At 32.3% G+C, this 16,363-nt stretch carries 12 protein-coding genes, 2 tRNA genes and 1 other RNA gene; 10 read left to right on the plus strand and 5 right to left on the minus strand.

The annotated features are described in order from the left end of the window. The first annotated feature begins 554 nt into the window (after window positions 1-554). Window positions 555-2,291 carry a site-specific DNA-methyltransferase gene (locus FD06_RS05840; RefSeq protein WP_056966713.1) on the plus strand — a complete coding sequence of 579 codons (1,737 nt, stop codon included), beginning with the start codon at window positions 555-557 and terminating at the stop codon, window positions 2,289-2,291. Further along, window positions 2,288-4,543: a DEAD/DEAH box helicase gene (locus FD06_RS05845; protein WP_056966716.1), complete on the plus strand. Its 2,256-nt coding sequence runs from the start codon at window positions 2,288-2,290 to the stop codon at window positions 4,541-4,543. Before FD06_RS05840 ends, FD06_RS05845 begins: the two co-directional genes overlap by 4 nt. Window positions 4,544-4,886: 343 nt before the next feature. Here FD06_RS05845 and ssrA read toward each other — a convergent pair. After that, window positions 4,887-5,259: a transfer-messenger RNA gene (gene ssrA / locus FD06_RS07530) on the minus strand. 164 nt (window positions 5,260-5,423) lie between these two features. On the opposite strand from ssrA, the gene FD06_RS05850 reads away from it, so the two are divergent. Continuing rightward, complete coding sequence (locus FD06_RS05850; protein WP_054657009.1) at window positions 5,424-6,116, plus strand: cysteine peptidase family C39 domain-containing protein; 693 nt, start codon at window positions 5,424-5,426, stop codon at window positions 6,114-6,116. 49 nt (window positions 6,117-6,165) lie between these two features. On the opposite strand, the gene FD06_RS05855 is transcribed toward FD06_RS05850, so the two are convergent. Beyond that, window positions 6,166-6,239, minus strand: a tRNA-Glu gene (locus tag FD06_RS05855). A gap of 124 nt (window positions 6,240-6,363) precedes the next feature. Here FD06_RS05855 and FD06_RS05860 point away from each other — a divergent pair. Beyond that, window positions 6,364-6,436, plus strand: a tRNA-Gln gene (locus FD06_RS05860). Window positions 6,437-6,472: 36 nt separating this feature from the next. Here FD06_RS05860 and FD06_RS05865 read toward each other — a convergent pair. Then, complete coding sequence (locus FD06_RS05865) at window positions 6,473-6,802, minus strand: hypothetical protein (RefSeq protein WP_054657008.1); 330 nt, start codon at window positions 6,800-6,802, stop codon at window positions 6,473-6,475. 125 nt (window positions 6,803-6,927) lie between these two features. Here FD06_RS05865 and FD06_RS05870 point away from each other — a divergent pair, with 125 nt between their 5' ends. The 3 genes from FD06_RS05870 (at window position 6,928) to FD06_RS05880 (ending at window position 11,559) form a co-directional block, all read left to right on the plus strand. Further along, window positions 6,928-8,670, plus strand: a complete 1,743-nt coding sequence (locus FD06_RS05870; protein WP_056966718.1) for an ABC transporter ATP-binding protein — start codon at window positions 6,928-6,930, stop codon at window positions 8,668-8,670. Next, window positions 8,663-10,489 carry an ABC transporter ATP-binding protein gene (locus FD06_RS05875; protein WP_056966720.1) on the plus strand — a complete coding sequence of 609 codons (1,827 nt, stop codon included), beginning with the start codon at window positions 8,663-8,665 and terminating at the stop codon, window positions 10,487-10,489. The genes FD06_RS05870 and FD06_RS05875 overlap by 8 nt, the downstream gene beginning before the upstream one ends. 71 nt (window positions 10,490-10,560) lie before the next feature. After that, window positions 10,561-11,559, plus strand: a complete 999-nt coding sequence (locus FD06_RS05880; RefSeq protein ID WP_056966721.1) for a serine hydrolase domain-containing protein — start codon at window positions 10,561-10,563, stop codon at window positions 11,557-11,559. 34 nt (window positions 11,560-11,593) lie between these two features. On the opposite strand, the gene FD06_RS05885 is transcribed toward FD06_RS05880, so the two are convergent. Together FD06_RS05885 and FD06_RS05890 are read right to left on the minus strand one after the other, a co-directional pair. Further along, a complete protein-coding gene (locus FD06_RS05885; protein WP_056966723.1) occupies window positions 11,594-12,298 on the minus strand; it encodes a type 1 glutamine amidotransferase in 705 nt (234 codons plus the stop codon). Continuing rightward, window positions 12,298-13,647, minus strand: coding sequence for a Mur ligase family protein (locus FD06_RS05890; RefSeq protein WP_056966725.1), 1,350 nt, complete (start codon window positions 13,645-13,647; stop codon window positions 12,298-12,300). The genes FD06_RS05885 and FD06_RS05890 overlap by 1 nt, the downstream gene beginning before the upstream one ends. Before the next feature lie 204 nt (window positions 13,648-13,851). Here FD06_RS05890 and FD06_RS05895 point away from each other — a divergent pair, with 204 nt between their 5' ends. Genes FD06_RS05895 through prmC form a run of 3 tightly spaced genes read left to right on the plus strand, consistent with a single transcriptional unit; the run spans window position 13,852 to window position 16,363 of the window. Continuing rightward, entirely contained in the window at window positions 13,852-14,436 is a 585-nt protein-coding gene (locus tag FD06_RS05895; RefSeq protein WP_056966727.1) for a thymidine kinase, read from the plus strand. 15 nt (window positions 14,437-14,451) lie between these two features. Further along, on the plus strand, window positions 14,452-15,534 hold the full coding sequence (prfA, locus tag FD06_RS05900) for a peptide chain release factor 1 (protein WP_056966729.1): 1,083 nt from the start codon (window positions 14,452-14,454) through the stop codon (window positions 15,532-15,534). Continuing rightward, window positions 15,527-16,363: a peptide chain release factor N(5)-glutamine methyltransferase gene (prmC, locus tag FD06_RS05905; protein ID WP_056966731.1), complete on the plus strand. Its 837-nt coding sequence runs from the start codon at window positions 15,527-15,529 to the stop codon at window positions 16,361-16,363. Before prfA ends, prmC begins: the two co-directional genes overlap by 8 nt.

Consider the following 16,363-nt stretch of genomic DNA (forward strand, 5'->3'; position numbering starts at 1 on the left):
AAAGTAGTGGGACAAATGGGACACAATGCTTATAAAGGTTATATTATAGGGGTTTCAGTCCGTCCCACTTATGAATTACAATAAGGGACACTTCATATTGATTAGCACTCATAAATGCGATGATGTAGCTGTAAATACTAATTGTCCCACTTTATTATAAATATGGGACAAACTGTTAAACTCTCCATCCGCCCCCTAATCTGTTATTTGTTAATTACTTATGAATAGGAGAGGGCAATGGGCTAATCCGCCATGAATATTCTAGCAGGTGGCGAATTACTGAACTCATGTGAATATTAAAAGGGCTATCAAATATTCTAACCCAGCACCACAAGGTGTGCTGGTAGCTTAATAGTTGATAGCCCTTTAGCTTATTTAATTAATTATAAACGCCACCTGCTAGAATATTGGCAACTCCTTAGCCCATTGCCTAATATACAGTTTTACTATGCATAAATTAACAGATTAGGGGGCGGATGGGTAGTATGATTATGGGTAGTTATTTACTGTGTATTGTTGTTATAATATATTCTTATAGAAAGGATTGTATTTATATGAGCAATGAAGATAGTAATAATAAATCTCAAAGTGAAAAAAAATTTAATGCTATTGAGTACTTGAATTATTTAATAAGTGAATCTAATAATCCTAGTGATATTGAAAAACTAGAAAAAATAAGTAAAATGTTAAATTCTAAGAAATATGGTCTTGTATGGGAAGAACACCCAGAGAAGGTTGAGGAAGAAATGAAGTCCAAAATACCAGTGTTTTTAGAAAATAAATGTAAAAAAATACATGATAGTGATAGTGAAGATTTTAACTTTTTACTAGAAGGAGATAATTTACATAGTTTGCATCTTCTTGAAAAAACGCATCTTGGTAAAATAGATGTTATATATATAGATCCACCTTACAATACTGGAAATAAGGACTTTAAGTACAATGATAGTTTTGTAGATGAAGATGATAAATTTAGACATTCTAAATGGCTTAGCTTTATGGAGCGTAGACTTAAAATTGCTAAAAAACTTTTAAGTGAAAACGGCGTAATTTTTATATCCATAGATAACAAAGAAGGATATCAACTCAAATTGTTGTTAGATGAAATATTTGGCTATAAAAACATGGCAGCTGATTTGCATGTAGAAACATCTGCTGTTGCGGGTCCTAGAAGATTTGCTGCTATGAATGGAAGCGTAGTTAAAACCACTGAATTTGTATTTGCTTATAGCAATGGTAATACCCAAATTATTAAAAGACCATTATATGATAGTGTTTTAGGATATGATACTCATTACTCTAAGTTTGATGATACTGATAAAGGAATTATTAACCTTTCTGACAAAATAAATAGTGAACTAAAGATAAAGAATGAATTTTTAAATGCTCATTTAAAAGTAGATATGCCAAGTTTAAATAAGCTTATTCAAGTTAATTCAACTGTTAAAAATTGGATATATAGTGAAGATATTTCTAAAAGAATTTTTAGGATAGGAGATAAATTAAATAGTGTTAATAGTGAAGATTTATCGACTCTTAGCTCTCATCATGTGAAACGTTTAAATAACAAATACGTAATTCTTAATAAAAATAACAATCCTGTATCAATTTTTAGGTATTATGACAGAATAGGAACAGCCGATGATTACTTTAATAGTTATGGTGAAAGAACATTAAGGGGAAACCTTTGGAAAGGTTTTTCTTCAGATGGTGGGAATCTTTCATCTGAAGGAGGAGTTAAATTTAAAAATGGTAAAAAGCCAAAACGTTTAATAAAACAGCTTATAGAAACTTGTACGAGTGGTAAGGAAACAAATGTTAATGTATTAGATTTCTTTGCAGGTTCTGGAACAACAGCTGAATCTGTTATGGAGCTAAACAATGAAAACAAGGGAAACTATAGATTTATTCTTGCTAACAATGATGAAGTAATTGATACAACTTATCAAAGAATGGTTAATATTAATAAAGAAGTACCTATGAATCTTAAATATTTTAAGACAGATTTTATAGATAAAAATACAGATGATTTAGAAACAAAATTATTAAGCAATATAAAAGCATTAGTAGAGTTAAAACATGGAGTTGATTTAAATCGTTCAGATATTGCGATAGTTAATAAAAGGGATGACTTAAATAAACTGGATTTATCAAAAATATCAACTATTTATATGAGAAGCCAAACTCATAAGATGCTCAATCGTGAACTATTGAAAGAATTAGTTGACATAGACATCATAGATATTCCAGAAACATTTTTTGCAATGGAAATGAAGGAGGCAGGACTATGATTGGTATAGAATTAAAAGATTTTCAGGAACTGGCAGTTACAAGGCTGAGAAATATTTTCTTTAATCCCAATTCAAAAAAAACTACTATTTTTTCATCGCCTACTGGAAGTGGTAAAACCGTAATGCTAATTTCTTTAATGGACTCCATTATTAAAAATAATCCTAATGACTATGAGTATGCTTTTGTTTGGCTTACTCCAGGAAACGGTGAATTAGAAGAACAATCATATAGAAGTGCTTTAAATAAATCTAGTTTAGTAAAGCCACAAATGCTTCAAGATGCTTTAACAAATGGGTTTGATAATAATTCGGTAACTTTTATTAATTGGGAACAGGTTACAAAAAAAGGTAATATAGCTACTAGGGATGGAGAGGTAGCCAATGTTTTTGAAAGAATTTCAGAAGCACATTATAATAACATTCACTTTGTAGTAATTGTTGATGAAGAACACAGAAATCGTAATGCGAATACTCAAACTTTCATTGACTCATTTTCTGCAGATAAAATCATTAGAACTTCTGCTACACCACAGTCCAAGGGCGAAGCATATGAACTAGTTCAAGTAGATGATGAAGATGTTATTCGTCAAGGTATGATTACTAGGTCTGTTATTTTGAATATTGGAGCTAATGAAGGAGATAACGTATCTAATCCGGTTAGTTACTTTTTAGATTTAGCAGACGAAAAACGTCGTGAAATTAAAAAGGCTTACCAGGAAATTAATAAAGACATCAATCCGCTTGTTCTTATACAACTTCCGGACGAAAAGAGTGGTTCTAGAAATAAAGAATACATGAAAGCTCGAGGAGAATTGATTGGAAGTATAGAAGATTATTTAAAAGACATTGGGCAACAAGAAGAACAAGTTGCCCGTTGGTTATCAGGTGATCATTTTAATATTGAAAACATTGAAAAAAACAATTCGCCTATTAACTACTTATTAATGAAACAAGCGGTTTCAACTGGATGGGATGCTCCTAGAGCAAAAATATTAGTTACTTTACGTGTAAATATGGAAGTTGAGTTCACTTTACAAACAATTGGACGTATAAGAAGAATGCCTGAACGAATTCATTATGATAATGAATTACTAGATAATTCATTTGTTTTTTCAAATGATACAAATTATATCAATGAAGTTCTAAAAGATAAAAGTAGCTGTCGTATTGCGCAATATAGTTTAAATCCTGATGTTCCTGACTTTCACTTGAAATCTATAAAGTCAAATGAGTTATCTAAGATGACCATTGAAGAAACTACCCGTTCATATTGGAATTTATTAATGAAAAAATATAATCTTTCTCGTGATAAACAAAATTATAATTCTATTAATAAAAGAAAATTAATGGACGGAGGTTATGTATTTTCAGATTTTATTATTCAAAAAATTGGTAAATCTAATAATTTAGTAAAAGATGTTCAAAACGACCATGTAAAATACATTGAAGTTAACAGTTTATTTGACATTAAAAAGAACAGACTAACTTTACTGGATAGAGAACAAGATATTCAAAAATACCTTCACACATCTAGCCCAAGAGATGTTAATGCAATCTTAGTTGAACTTTTTAGTAATCGTGGAGAGGGATTATTTGTACCCCCAATACTATCTTTAAAAAATATAGAATTGTTATCATTTATAATTAATAATTATAAAAAATTGCGTGATGATGCTAAAGAGATGGATAGTAATAATCTTAATTTGTTCAATGCTAATCCTGATTTGGTTGACGAAGTACCATTCACTTTTCCTAAAATAGAATCTTATAAAGTTTTGATGGATAAGGAAAAACAGAAAAAAGTTTTAAAGAAAAATGTTTATCAAGGGTATTCAGAAGCTAATTGTGTTGGAAAATATGGTCCTGAATTACAGCTTGAGGAATGGTTAGAAAAGTCTGAAAATATTAAATGGTGGTATCGTAGTTTAGATCGTGGACATCAATACTTTTCCATTGCTTATGGTGCTAAAAAGGAAGGATTTTTCCCAGATTATTTAGTTCAAGATATATATGGAAAAATTTATATCATAGAAACCAAGGGTGGAAAAAATAGCGATATAGATGATTACTCTACATCTAAATTTAATGCTTTAAAAGATTACATTAAAGAAGTTGCACCTGAAAAGAAGTTTGCTTTTGTTCGTCCTGATGGCAATAGATTAGTTTATAGTAATACTTTTTATGATAAAGATATTACTAATCATAATGTTTGGAAACCATTAGAATTATTATTTGAATATAAACAAAATTAAGTTTCAATTGAATATATTAACTTGTATATAGGCTTGAACATTATAATAAAGGCAGTTAGCAAGAATCGCTAACTATAACATCAAAAAGTATGAAGCTTAGGGGACACTTCATACTTTTATCTGTTGGTAATAAAAACACTACGTTTGAATGTATAACAAAAGGGATGCTAAAAAATAGCATCCCTTTTGTTATACCAAATCCCCAACGATAATTATTTTATTTTTGGCTACCATATTGGCTACCATTGTATTTGATTATATGTGTTTATATTGTTACCTTTTTTAAATAAAAAAGCCGATATAACAAGACTTTTAAGTCCTTTTATATCAGCTTTTTGTTGGCTAATGGAGTCGGCGGGAGTTGAACCCGCGTCCGAGCATATCGCCATCCGAATATCTACGCTCATAGGGATACTATTTAAATTTCACCAGGTAGAACACCGTATTCCAGGGTTACCATACCTAGCTAACCTGATTAGTCTCTTCCAACAACTTCAGGTGGGAGCTGTTGGCGTAAGTCTACTTTATATAAAACCCAGATCTAACTCATAGACGAAGCTAGGAGGATTGTCGTTGTCTGCTTATTAGGCAGCTAAAGCGACGTTGTTTGAATTATTTTTTGCAGTTATAATTTAAAAACTGGACGTTTTTACGTAGACGCCGCTACGGAACGCAATTCGAATTCGAACTATACCCGTCGAATCCATAACGACCCCAAAATAGGTATATAAAAAATATTATCATATTTTTGCCAAAAAATAAAGTAATCCGTTCAGCTGTGATAAGGATTTATAATGATATTGGATTTTTTCACCATTAGGGGATTAATTTGTTTTATAATGTTATGATATAACGTCTTAGTTATTGAAGGGATGAATCCATGAAAAATAAGGAAATAGCATTTGAAAATTTAATGCCTTTTTATATCAAATTAAAACGTTCTAGAATGGAAAAATGGTGTCTCCAAGAAATGACCCAATCCAGAAAAGAAAAACGTTCATTTAAACGCTTGGATAACAACAAAGAATTTATGATTAATAAAATGGGCTTTTATAAAAAACATGCTTGGTTTCATTTTGATGATTCGATTAATGGAGCGGGGTGGGTACCTTTTAAATTTATACGTAACAATTATCGTCGCTTGAACTTAGAACCTCTAAAAAGCCAAACTAATGATACTGAAATGTATTTTTGCGCGGTTAAAATGATGTTGAATTTTGCGGGAATAGATATTGATATGGATACTTTTAATAAGTATATGAATGTTAGTCAGTATAGTCATTTCATATATACACCCCAACACTTCTTTAAATTGTTTGTTAACTTGAAGGGTTCTTACAAAGATTTAACTAATAAGTCTTTTCGAAGAGTTAGAAGTAAGCTATTGCGTAATCGTCCAACTATGCTGTGGATTAAAAATAATGATGATGTGATTGTTCCAATTATTATTGTTGGTTTCAATCGTCGCGTATTCTTCTATAATGATCCGCTGTCAGGTAGTATGAAAACCATAACTGTGAAAAGTTTAAATAAGCAGTGGCGTAAATGTTATTACTTTGCTCTAAGTTACTAGTGAAACGAAAAAAGCACTTAGCAATATGCTAAGTGCTTTTTAGTATGAATCACCCACATGGGGCTCGAACCCATAACTCCGCCTTGAGAGGGCGACGTCTTAAACCAGTTTGACCAGTGGGCAATAACTATAAAACAATACACCAATATTATATATAAGATAGTGACGAATGTCAATTCAATTATATATTGAATAAAAATTTGACAGTATATTTATTTAAGTTTAATATATTTATTGTAATATTTATTGGGTATTCGCCAAATTGGTAAGGCAGCGGACTCTGAATCCGCAATTTACTGGTTCGAGCCCAGTATACCCAATCTCTAAAAAGGTCTGCTTCGGCAGACCTTTTTATTTTATTCAAATGATAAATCAATGATGAATTTATGGTGATTAATAATATGGCCAGTGGTTACCCAAACTTCGGTGTAATTATTTTCTTCATCGTTAGTTAAATTGTAAAAATAGTTAATTAAGTCGTTATTATTTTCCATGAAGTCAGTATTCATGCGATTGACACGTAGCCTGCTTTTTGGAAAGAATAAATTAGTGTTACCTATTTTAATATCGTCGGGAATAAAGATTTGTATGGAATTTTTATATTGACCACTTTTAAAAATAGCTTTTTCTGGATTTTTTTGAATATAGAATAAAATATTACTAATCGTGTCAGAGTTACTGCTCATGATGTTACCCCCGTTAGTTGTGTTTAATATTCACAAGTAGAGTTTATACTTTTCAAGCAAATTATTAAAGTATATAATGGCTATTACGTTTATTTAAAATATATATAAGTAAGGAGTGACGATATTTGCTTAAATTATCCAAAAAATATTTAGTATGGAGTGCGGTAATTGCTGCAGTTCTTTTTTTAATTGTACAAGTTGCTTGCGATTTGTATTTACCCACGGTGACTGCCAACATTATTGATAATGGAGTTGCTAAAAATAATATTGGTTACATTTGGAGCGAAGGTTTCAAGATGTTATTTGTGGCAATGATTGGAGTTTTAGCAGCTGCTGGAAATATTTACTTTGCAGCGACTCAATCGCAAAAAATGGGTAAAAAGATTCGTAGTGCTATGTATCGCAAGATTATGTATCTATCGGATCAAGATTTAGATAAGTTTGGGGATGCATCACTAATTACACGTAACACTAATGATGTAGTGCAAATCCAAAATGTTATGATTCAGGTTTTAAGAATGATGTTTATGTCACCAATCATGCTTATTGGTGCAATCTCATTAGCATTTATCAAGAGCCCACGATTAACCATTGTTTTCTTTGTATCATTAATTGTTCTAGCAATTGTAGTAGTTATTATTATGTCCTTTGCAGGGCCATTATTTAAAAAATTACAAAGTAAAACTGATAAGTTGAACTTAATTTTTCGTGAAGGTTTAACGGGTGTTCGGGTTATTCGTGCTTTTAACCGTGATAAATATGAACAACAGCGTTTTGACGGACAAAACCGTAACTATGCTAGTAATGGAATAAAAGTTTTTATGATTGTTTCATTGATGTTTCCAATTATGACTTTAATTTTAAGTGGTACGAATGTTGGAATTGTATGGTTCGGTGCCAAAATGATTTCTAATAACGCCTTAGCAGTAGGTAATCTAGTTGCTTTTATGACGTATGCAACACAAATTTTAATTAGTTTCATGATGTTATCATTTATGTTTGTTTTTATTCCGCGAGCTAGTGCTTCTGCTAAACGTATCAATGAAGTATTAGAAGTAGAAACTTCAATTAAAGATCCAGAAGATGATCGAAACCAAAACCTAGCTGATAAAGAAAGTAGCTTATCGTTTGAGCATGTTAATTTTAAATATGGTCAAGACAATCATTTAGCTTTGGAAGATATTAACTTTAGTGCTAAACGTGGTCAAACGGTTGCCATTATTGGAGAAACCGGTTCTGGTAAATCTTCATTAGTTAATTTAGTACCACGCTTATATGACGTTACTAGTGGTGAAATTAAATTAAATGGCTTACCCATCCAAAACATTAGTCAAGCCGAGTTACACCGTAATATTTCTATTACGCAACAAAAAGCCGTTCTATTTACTGGAACGATTAGAGAAAACATGCAGTATGGAAATGAGCATGCCACTGACGATGAAATTTGGGAGGCTTTAAAAGTAGCCAAAGCCGATGAGTTTGTAAACGATGAAATTGGTGGTCTAGATGCACCGGTTGAACAAAATGGTAATAACTTCTCCGGTGGTCAAAAGCAACGGCTAGTAATTGCGCGAACTATTTTGAAAAACGCCTCCGTTTATATCTTTGATGATTCCTTTTCAGCACTAGACTTTAAGACTGACGCAGAGTTGAGAATGGCTTTGAATAAAAATGCAAAAATTCAAAACGCAATCACTTTAATCGTAGCGCAAAGAATTTCAACCGTTGCTAACGCTGATTTAATTCTAGTATTGCGTGATGGAAAATTAGTCGGTTCTGGCACTCACGATGAACTAGCTAATAATAATCCAGTCTATCGTGCCATTTTAGACTCACAACTTAAAAAGGGAGGTGCTAATAATGGATAATGATAATGCTAAGAAGAGAAAACCTGATAATTTTTGGAAAGCAACCTGGCGCTTAGTTAAATATATGCGTCCTTGGTTATGGGGCGTAGCGTTTGTGATTGTACTATCAATCGTGGCAGTTATACTACAAATTGTGACGCCTAAGATTTTAGGTAATGCTACGACTGAAATTTATAATGGTGTTACTAAGGGTTACATGGCTAACCAACGTGGAATTAAATTAAGTAGCATTCCAATTGACTTTAGTGCGGTTGGACATATCTTATTAGTAGTTGCTATTCTATATATTATTGGTGCCTTGTTTAACGTTGCCGAGCAATTCATTATGACGTATATTTCACAAAAGGTAGTTTATCAATTACGTAAAGACTTTAAAGCAAAAATGCAACGTCTACCAATTTCATATTATGATAAAACTTCTAACGGTGATATTATGTCCAGAATGATTAATGATATGGATAATATCTCCACGATGTTACAGACTAATTTAACACAATTTATTACCAGTATCATGTTATTCTTTGGTGTTATATACATGATGTTTACAATTAGTCTAACGCTAACTTTGGTTGCCTTAGCAACTTTACCAGTGATAGCAATTATTGTTGGATTAATCACACCACGTTCACAACGATACTTTAGTAAACAACAAAAACATTTGGGAACTGTAAATGGTCAAGTTGAAGAAACTTTTGCTGGTCATAATATTATTAAAACTTTTAATCGTGAAGAAGAAGCAATTGATAAATTTGAAACGCAAAATGAAAAATATTACGGAGCTGCTTGGAAAGCTCAATTTATTTCTAGTTTCATCTTTCCTTTGATGAACTTTGTTAAAAATCTTAACTACGTATTTGTAGCAATTATCGGTGGGATTCAAGTTGCACATGGTAGTATTTCACTAGGTAATGTTCAAGCCTTTTTACAATACACTAATATGTTCAATCAACCCATTAGTAATCTAGCTAATTTAACTAATACAATTCAATCAACAATTGCATCTAGTGAACGTATTTTTAAAATACTAGATGAACCTGAAATGGATGATAATCTAGCTAACGTTCCAGCCATTGAAACTGATGATGAAGTAACTTTTGATAATGTGAACTTTAACTATGAACCAGCGGTACCTTTAATTAAGGATTTTAATTTATCAGTTAAAAAGGGCACCACCGTAGCTATCGTAGGACCTACTGGAGCTGGTAAAACTACGATTATTAATTTACTAGAACGATTTTATGACATTAAAGCTGGTTCGATTCGTTTTAGCGGTGTGGATACTCGTGATATGAGTCGCCCAGAATTACGTTCACGCATTGGGATGGTATTACAAGATAGTTGGCTATTTACAGGTACTATTTTTGATAATATTAAATACGGACGTGCCTCAGCAACTGATGATGAAGTTTATGCTGCAGCTAAAGAAGCCCATGCTGATACTTTCATTAAAAAGTTACCTGACGGTTATAACACAATTCTTAATGAAAGTGCATCTAATATTTCACAGGGACAACGTCAATTGTTAACTATTGCCCGTGCCTTTTTATCTAATCCAGAACTACTTATTTTAGATGAGGCTACGAGTTCTGTGGATACTAGAACTGAATCATTAATTCAAGCTGCAATGGATAAATTAATTCAAGGTCGAACTAGTTTTGTGGTAGCCCATCGTTTATCAACGATTAGGGATGCTGATAATATTATTGTAATGAATCATGGTCAAATTATTGAGACTGGTAATCATGATCAATTAATGCAACAAAACGGTTTTTACGCTGACCTATATAATTCACAATTTATCGGTAATGACTTGAAATAATTAAAAGCAATCTGAAAAAGATTGCTTTTTTATTTACACTTAATTTAAAATATAAACAAGGTGATTAAAAGATGGAATTTACACATACATTAGAATTAATTAATAAATTAGTGGAAAACAAAATTGTACCAGGGGTTACATATGCATTTATTGATAATACGCAAATTAAGTCTGGAGTATTAGGCGATAAACAATGGGTGCCGAGTCCACAACCATTGCTAGAAAATCAAATTTACGATTTGGCTTCTTTAACTAAGGTAGTGGGGACAGTTCCAGCTATTTTACAATTAGCGGAACAGGGACGTTTAGCTATTAATGACTCAATCAGTTTATATTTGCCAGAGTGGAAATATCCATTGGTTACGATTAGAAATTTAATTACGCATACTTCGGGAATTGAAGGATATATTCCGCACCGTAATGAGTTAAACCATGACGAACTAATCGATGCTTTATTGAACCTGAAAGTTGGTAAAGATATCAACCGTAAAATGAACTATAGTGATACTAATTTTATTTTCTTAGGTTTGATTGCTAAGAAAATTACTGGACAAAGTATTCAAACTTTAATTAAAAGGCGAGTGTTGGAACCACTAAATATGTTTGATAGTTCATTTAATCCTTTAGAAAAAAGTCAATGTGTGCCAACTGAGGTCACACCAGATAAAGGCTTATTACAAGGCGTAGTTGATGACCCTAAAGCCAATATTTTGCAAGCAGACTGTGGTTCGGCTGGCTTATTTAGCTCACTTGATGATTTAATTAAATATGTTAAATGGCTAATTAATCCCCAAAATAATGGAATTATTTCGCCTAACTTAGTTGATGAATTATTTGAAGACCAAACAATTAATGGAAGTTTAGGACGCAGTTTTGGCTGGGCGATTGATAAAGATAAGCACGGTCAAACTTACATTTGGCAAGGTGGTTATACGGGAACTTTTATTGTTATTAAACCGAAACTGAAGCAGGCACTGATTTTCTTATCGAATCGAATTCATCCAAAAGCACCTAATGAAAAATACATGACTTATCGTGCAGAAATAATTGATAGTTTTTTAAATGATTAAAATAAAAGAGTGCGAAATGATTTCGCACTCTTTTTTAGTATGAAGCTGGGACTTCAAGACTAGCTGGTTTACTTAAATCTTGGTCTGGATATTTACGTTTTAGCGCTTCCATTAAAATGTTTTTAGCTAAATTACCGTTACGTGCTAAGATGGGTCCATGAAAGTATGTGCAGTAAACGTTTTTGTAAATTGCTCCTTCAGTATGATCTTGACCATTATTACCATAGCCCTTTTCAACCATACCCAATGGCTTTTCGTTTTTACCAAGATGGGTAACACCTTGATGATTTTCAAAACCATGATATTCTTCACCGTTTTCCGGATTCTTAATTAAAATATTACCAATAAAACGATTATTGTCTTGGGGTTCAGTATAGTGATCTAAAGCTCCAATTCCGGGAATTTTATCACCTTTAGCGTCAATATAGTAATGACCTAATAGTTGAAAACCACCACAGATAGCTAATAGACAGCCGTCGCTTTCAATATATTTAATTAATTCCGCTTTTTTAGTTTGGATATCTTTAGAAACAATTACTTGTTCAAAATCTTGTCCACCGCCAAATACGGCAATGTCATAGTCGTCAGCTTTAAAGTCTTCATCTAGACTTACGACTTTTGAATTAATTTTGACGCCCATTTGTTTTGCATAATATTTTAAAACTAAAATATTACCTAAGTCACCATAAGTGTTCATTAAATCACCATATAAATGAGCAATGTTCAATTCATATTGCATTATTCCATACCTCCTTTAATGTAACCTTTATTGGCAAAAATACTACGCAATTTTAGCATGGCAGTATACGTTGCTAAAATATAGACTTTTTCAGTAGGAACATCTTTTATCTTTTCTACTACTTTATCTAAATTAGGTTCTATTTCGTGGATTTCTGACGGGGCACCAGCAACTTTGAGACGGAATGTGATGTCTTTATAACGTTCTCCACCAGTAATATATTTTTTAATGTTCATATTTGGCAGGCGTTCAAAATCACCGTCCCAAATCCAGCTAGTGTCAATTCCATCAGCATAGTTGGCGTTTAATAATCCGATAAATGAAAATTTATGTTTATCGGATGAAATCATGTCAATGACTTGATTTAAGCCGACGGGATTCTTAACTAAAATTAAAGTAACATCTTTACCATGAACATTTATTTTTTCTTGACGTCCGAAAACTCGTTCATTACTAGTGAATGCTTGAGCAATTTTGTTATCTTCAACGCCTAAAAATTTACCAACGGAATAAGCAGCAAGTGCATTATAAATGTTATAAACACCGCCAATGTCAATTTTGATTTTTTGATTATTAATTTCAAAAGTGGATGATTCCGGGGTTAATTCATTAATCTTGTTTAAGGCAAAGTCTAGCTTAGGACGTTCAAATCCACAGTTAGGACAGAAATATTTACCTAAGTTGGCATAACTAATGTAACGATAGTGCACAATATTTTGACAGTTAGGACATAAGACGCCGTCAGTATTAGGCTTTGCTTTGATATCATCTTCGTCACTTCCATTTTTAAATCCATAAAATAGTTTTGGATTTGGTAAATCGACAGAATTAAAGATAGCAGCGTCACCGTTCGCAATAATGGTAGCATTTGGGGCTAGTTTTACACCGTCAATGATTTTTTGATAGGTAGTGTAAATTTCACCATAGCGATCCATTTGGTCACGAAAGATATTAGTAAACACGAAAGCAATAGGTTTAATATATTTTGTTAATTTAATCACATTAGCTTCATCCACTTCTAAGACTGCTAAATTACGTCCGGTTTTAGGATTTTTAGCTTTTAAAAAAGTTGTAACTAAACCTTGTTCCATATTTGAGCCAGAAGGATTGGTTAAGATGTTAGGGTATTTTTGCTTTAATACTTGAACGGTTAAGGCGGTAGTTAGTGTTTTTCCATTCGTACCCGTTATTACAATTACATCATAGTTCTTACCTAAGTGTGATAAAATATTTGGATCGATTTTAGTAGTTATTTTACCAGGTAAGGAACTACCTCCATGCAAAAAAGTGTGTAAGAACCAGTAAGAAGATTTACCGGCAAAACTTGCAATACCACTGCGAATTGACATTTTAAAAGACTCCCTTTATTTACGATAATTATAATAGAAAATTTTACCATACTTTCATTGGATATATCTTTAAATAACATTATAAATGAATAATTTAATAGATAAGTTAGGCTTAAGGACTGAATGTTTAAACCACTATCGAAATTGTTTATTAAATTCGCTATAATAGAGTATGAAAATTAAATGAAGAAAGTGAGTTTTTAGATGGCTCAGCTATTTTATCGTTACGGAGCAATGAATAGTGGTAAGACAATTGAAATCATTAAAGTTGCTCACAACTATGAGGAACAAGGAAAGTCAGTTATCATTATGACTAGTGCTTTAGACACTCGAGAAGAACATGATGTAGTAGCTTCACGAGTTGGACTTAGCAGAAAGGCGCATTCAATCAGTGACCAAGATAATTGTTTTGAAATGGTTCAATCATTGGACCCACAAGCAAGCTGTATTTTAGTTGATGAAGCACAATTTCTAAGTAAGAAAAATGTATTAGAGTTAGCTAAAATCGTGGATGAACTTAATATTCCAGTAATGGCGTTTGGTTTAAAAAATGATTTTCAAAATAATTTATTTGAAGGTTCAAAATATTTATTATTATATGCAGATAAAATTGAAGAAATGAAAACAATTTGTTGGTTTTGTGGACATAAGGCAATCATGAACTTACGTTTTCATGATAATGCACCTGTGTATGAGGGTGAACAAATTCAAGTGGGTGGTAATGAATCTTATTACCCTGTTTGTCGTAAACATTACTTCAATCCAGATTTTGATTCATTAAATAAATAAGGAGATTAACTAATTATGGATGAAATTTTTGAAAAATTACAATCAGTAGTTGACCGCTATGACGAATTAAATGAATTAATTAGTGATCCAGAAGTTATTGCGGATACCAAAAGATTCATGAAGCTTTCTAAAGAAGAAGGAAGCTTGCGTGATGTAGTAGCAGCTTACAATAAATATAAAGATGTTACTTCACAACTAGATGACAATAAAGAAATGCTTGAAGAAAAACTAGACTCTGAAATGGAATCAATGGTTAAAGATGAAATTAGTAGTCTAGAAACTGAAAAAGCTGATTTAGAAGAAAAAATTAAAATTATGTTACTACCTAAAGACCCTAATGACGATAAAAATATCATCATGGAAATTCATGGTGCTGCTGGTGGGGATGAAGGTAGTTTATTTGCTGCTGATCTATACAATATGTACACTCGTTATGCTGAAAGCCAAGGTTGGAAGACTCAAGTCATTGACGAAAGCGACACTGAAGTGGGTGGCTTTAAAGAAATTGCTATCATGATTACAGGTGACAAAGTTTACTCTAAGCTTAAGTTTGAAAATGGTGCGCATCGTGTACAACGTGTTCCAGCAACTGAATCTGCCGGTCGTATTCACACTTCCACTGCTACAGTGGGTGTGATGCCAGAAGCTGAAGATGTTGATATTGATATTGATCCCAAAGACATTAAAACTGATGTATACCGTGCTTCTGGTGCTGGTGGACAACACGTTAACAAAACTTCATCAGCAGTTCGTATGACCCACTTGCCAACTGGGATTGTAGTAGCTATGCAAGATGAACGTTCTCAACAACAAAACCGTATGAAAGCAATGCAAGTTTTGAAGTCACGTGTTTATGATTATTACCAACAAAAAGAAGAAAGTGAATACAACGCTGAACGTAAGTCGGCAGTTGGTTCTGGTGACCGTTCTGAAAGAATTAGAACTTATAACTATCCACAAAATCGTGTAACTGACCATCGAATTGGTTTAACATTAAATAAATTGGATAAGGTTATGAATGGTGAATTAGATACGATTATTGATGCTTTAATTGTTTCAGACCAAGCTAAAAAGTTGGAGCAACTTAAAAATGAATAAGATTACTTACTTTGAAGCCCAAAAAAGGGCTTCTTTGTGCATAAAGGCACAAAACTTACCCGTAGATGCTGCTAAATATTTGATGATGGAACGTTTAAATTGGGATGATGTTCACTTACTGATGCATTATCGTGAAATTATGCCTGAAAATGAATTGAAACAATTTCAAACTGATATCAACCGGTTTATAAATGGAGAACCGGCACAATATATCATTGGAAAAGCTAATTTTTATGGGAACGATTTAATTGTAAATAGTAATGTTTTAATTCCGAGGCCAGAAACCGAAGAATTAGTAGATTGGATTTTAAATGATAATGCTGATGGACCTTTAAATGTTTTGGATGTTGGAACTGGTAGCGGGGCGATTGCGATTGCTTTAAAGCAACAACGTCCGCAATGGAATGTTTGGGCTAGCGACATTTCATCGGCAGCCCTAGAAGTTGCTGAAAAAAATGCAATAAAAAATCATGTTGATATTAATTTTAAGCACAGTGACCTATTTACAAACATTAATTCGAAATTTGATATTATTGTTTCGAATCCTCCGTATATTTCGGGTGATGAAACTCCATATATGGATGAAAGTGTGGTAAAATACGAACCACATACAGCTTTATTTGCTAAAAATAATGGTTTGGAGTTGTATCAACGCATCTCACTTGAAAGGGGTGATGTTTCTAAACAAAATTCTACTTTATATTTAGAGATTGGTTTCAAGCAACAAGATGCGGTCGTTGATATTTTTAAACAAAAAAACCCATTATCTAAGATTGAAACAAAGCAAGATTTAGCTAATCATCCAAGAATGGTTAAAATTCAAGATTAA

Origin of the sequence: Apilactobacillus ozensis DSM 23829 = JCM 17196, from assembly GCF_001435995.1 — a bacterium.
Lineage (GTDB): Bacteria > Bacillota > Bacilli > Lactobacillales > Lactobacillaceae > Apilactobacillus > Apilactobacillus ozensis.

Bases quoted from the DNA above. Each gene is read 5' to 3' on its own strand.
- FD06_RS05840 (WP_056966713.1), top strand. From the start codon at position 555: ATGAGCAATGAAGATAGTAATAATAAATCTCAAAGTGAAAAAAAATTT.
- FD06_RS05845 (WP_056966716.1), top strand. From the start codon at position 2,288: ATGATTGGTATAGAATTAAAAGATTTTCAGGAACTGGCAGTTACAAGG.
- FD06_RS05850 (WP_054657009.1), top strand. From the start codon at position 5,424: ATGAAAAATAAGGAAATAGCATTTGAAAATTTAATGCCTTTTTATATC.
- FD06_RS05865 (WP_054657008.1), bottom strand. From the start codon at position 6,802: ATGAGCAGTAACTCTGACACGATTAGTAATATTTTATTCTATATTCAA.
- FD06_RS05875 (WP_056966720.1), top strand. From the start codon at position 8,663: ATGGATAATGATAATGCTAAGAAGAGAAAACCTGATAATTTTTGGAAA.
- FD06_RS05880 (WP_056966721.1), top strand. From the start codon at position 10,561: ATGGAATTTACACATACATTAGAATTAATTAATAAATTAGTGGAAAAC.
- FD06_RS05885 (WP_056966723.1), bottom strand. From the start codon at position 12,298: ATGCAATATGAATTGAACATTGCTCATTTATATGGTGATTTAATGAAC.
- FD06_RS05890 (WP_056966725.1), bottom strand. From the start codon at position 13,647: ATGTCAATTCGCAGTGGTATTGCAAGTTTTGCCGGTAAATCTTCTTAC.
- FD06_RS05895 (WP_056966727.1), top strand. From the start codon at position 13,852: ATGGCTCAGCTATTTTATCGTTACGGAGCAATGAATAGTGGTAAGACA.
- prfA (WP_056966729.1), top strand. From the start codon at position 14,452: ATGGATGAAATTTTTGAAAAATTACAATCAGTAGTTGACCGCTATGAC.
- prmC (WP_056966731.1), top strand. From the start codon at position 15,527: ATGAATAAGATTACTTACTTTGAAGCCCAAAAAAGGGCTTCTTTGTGC.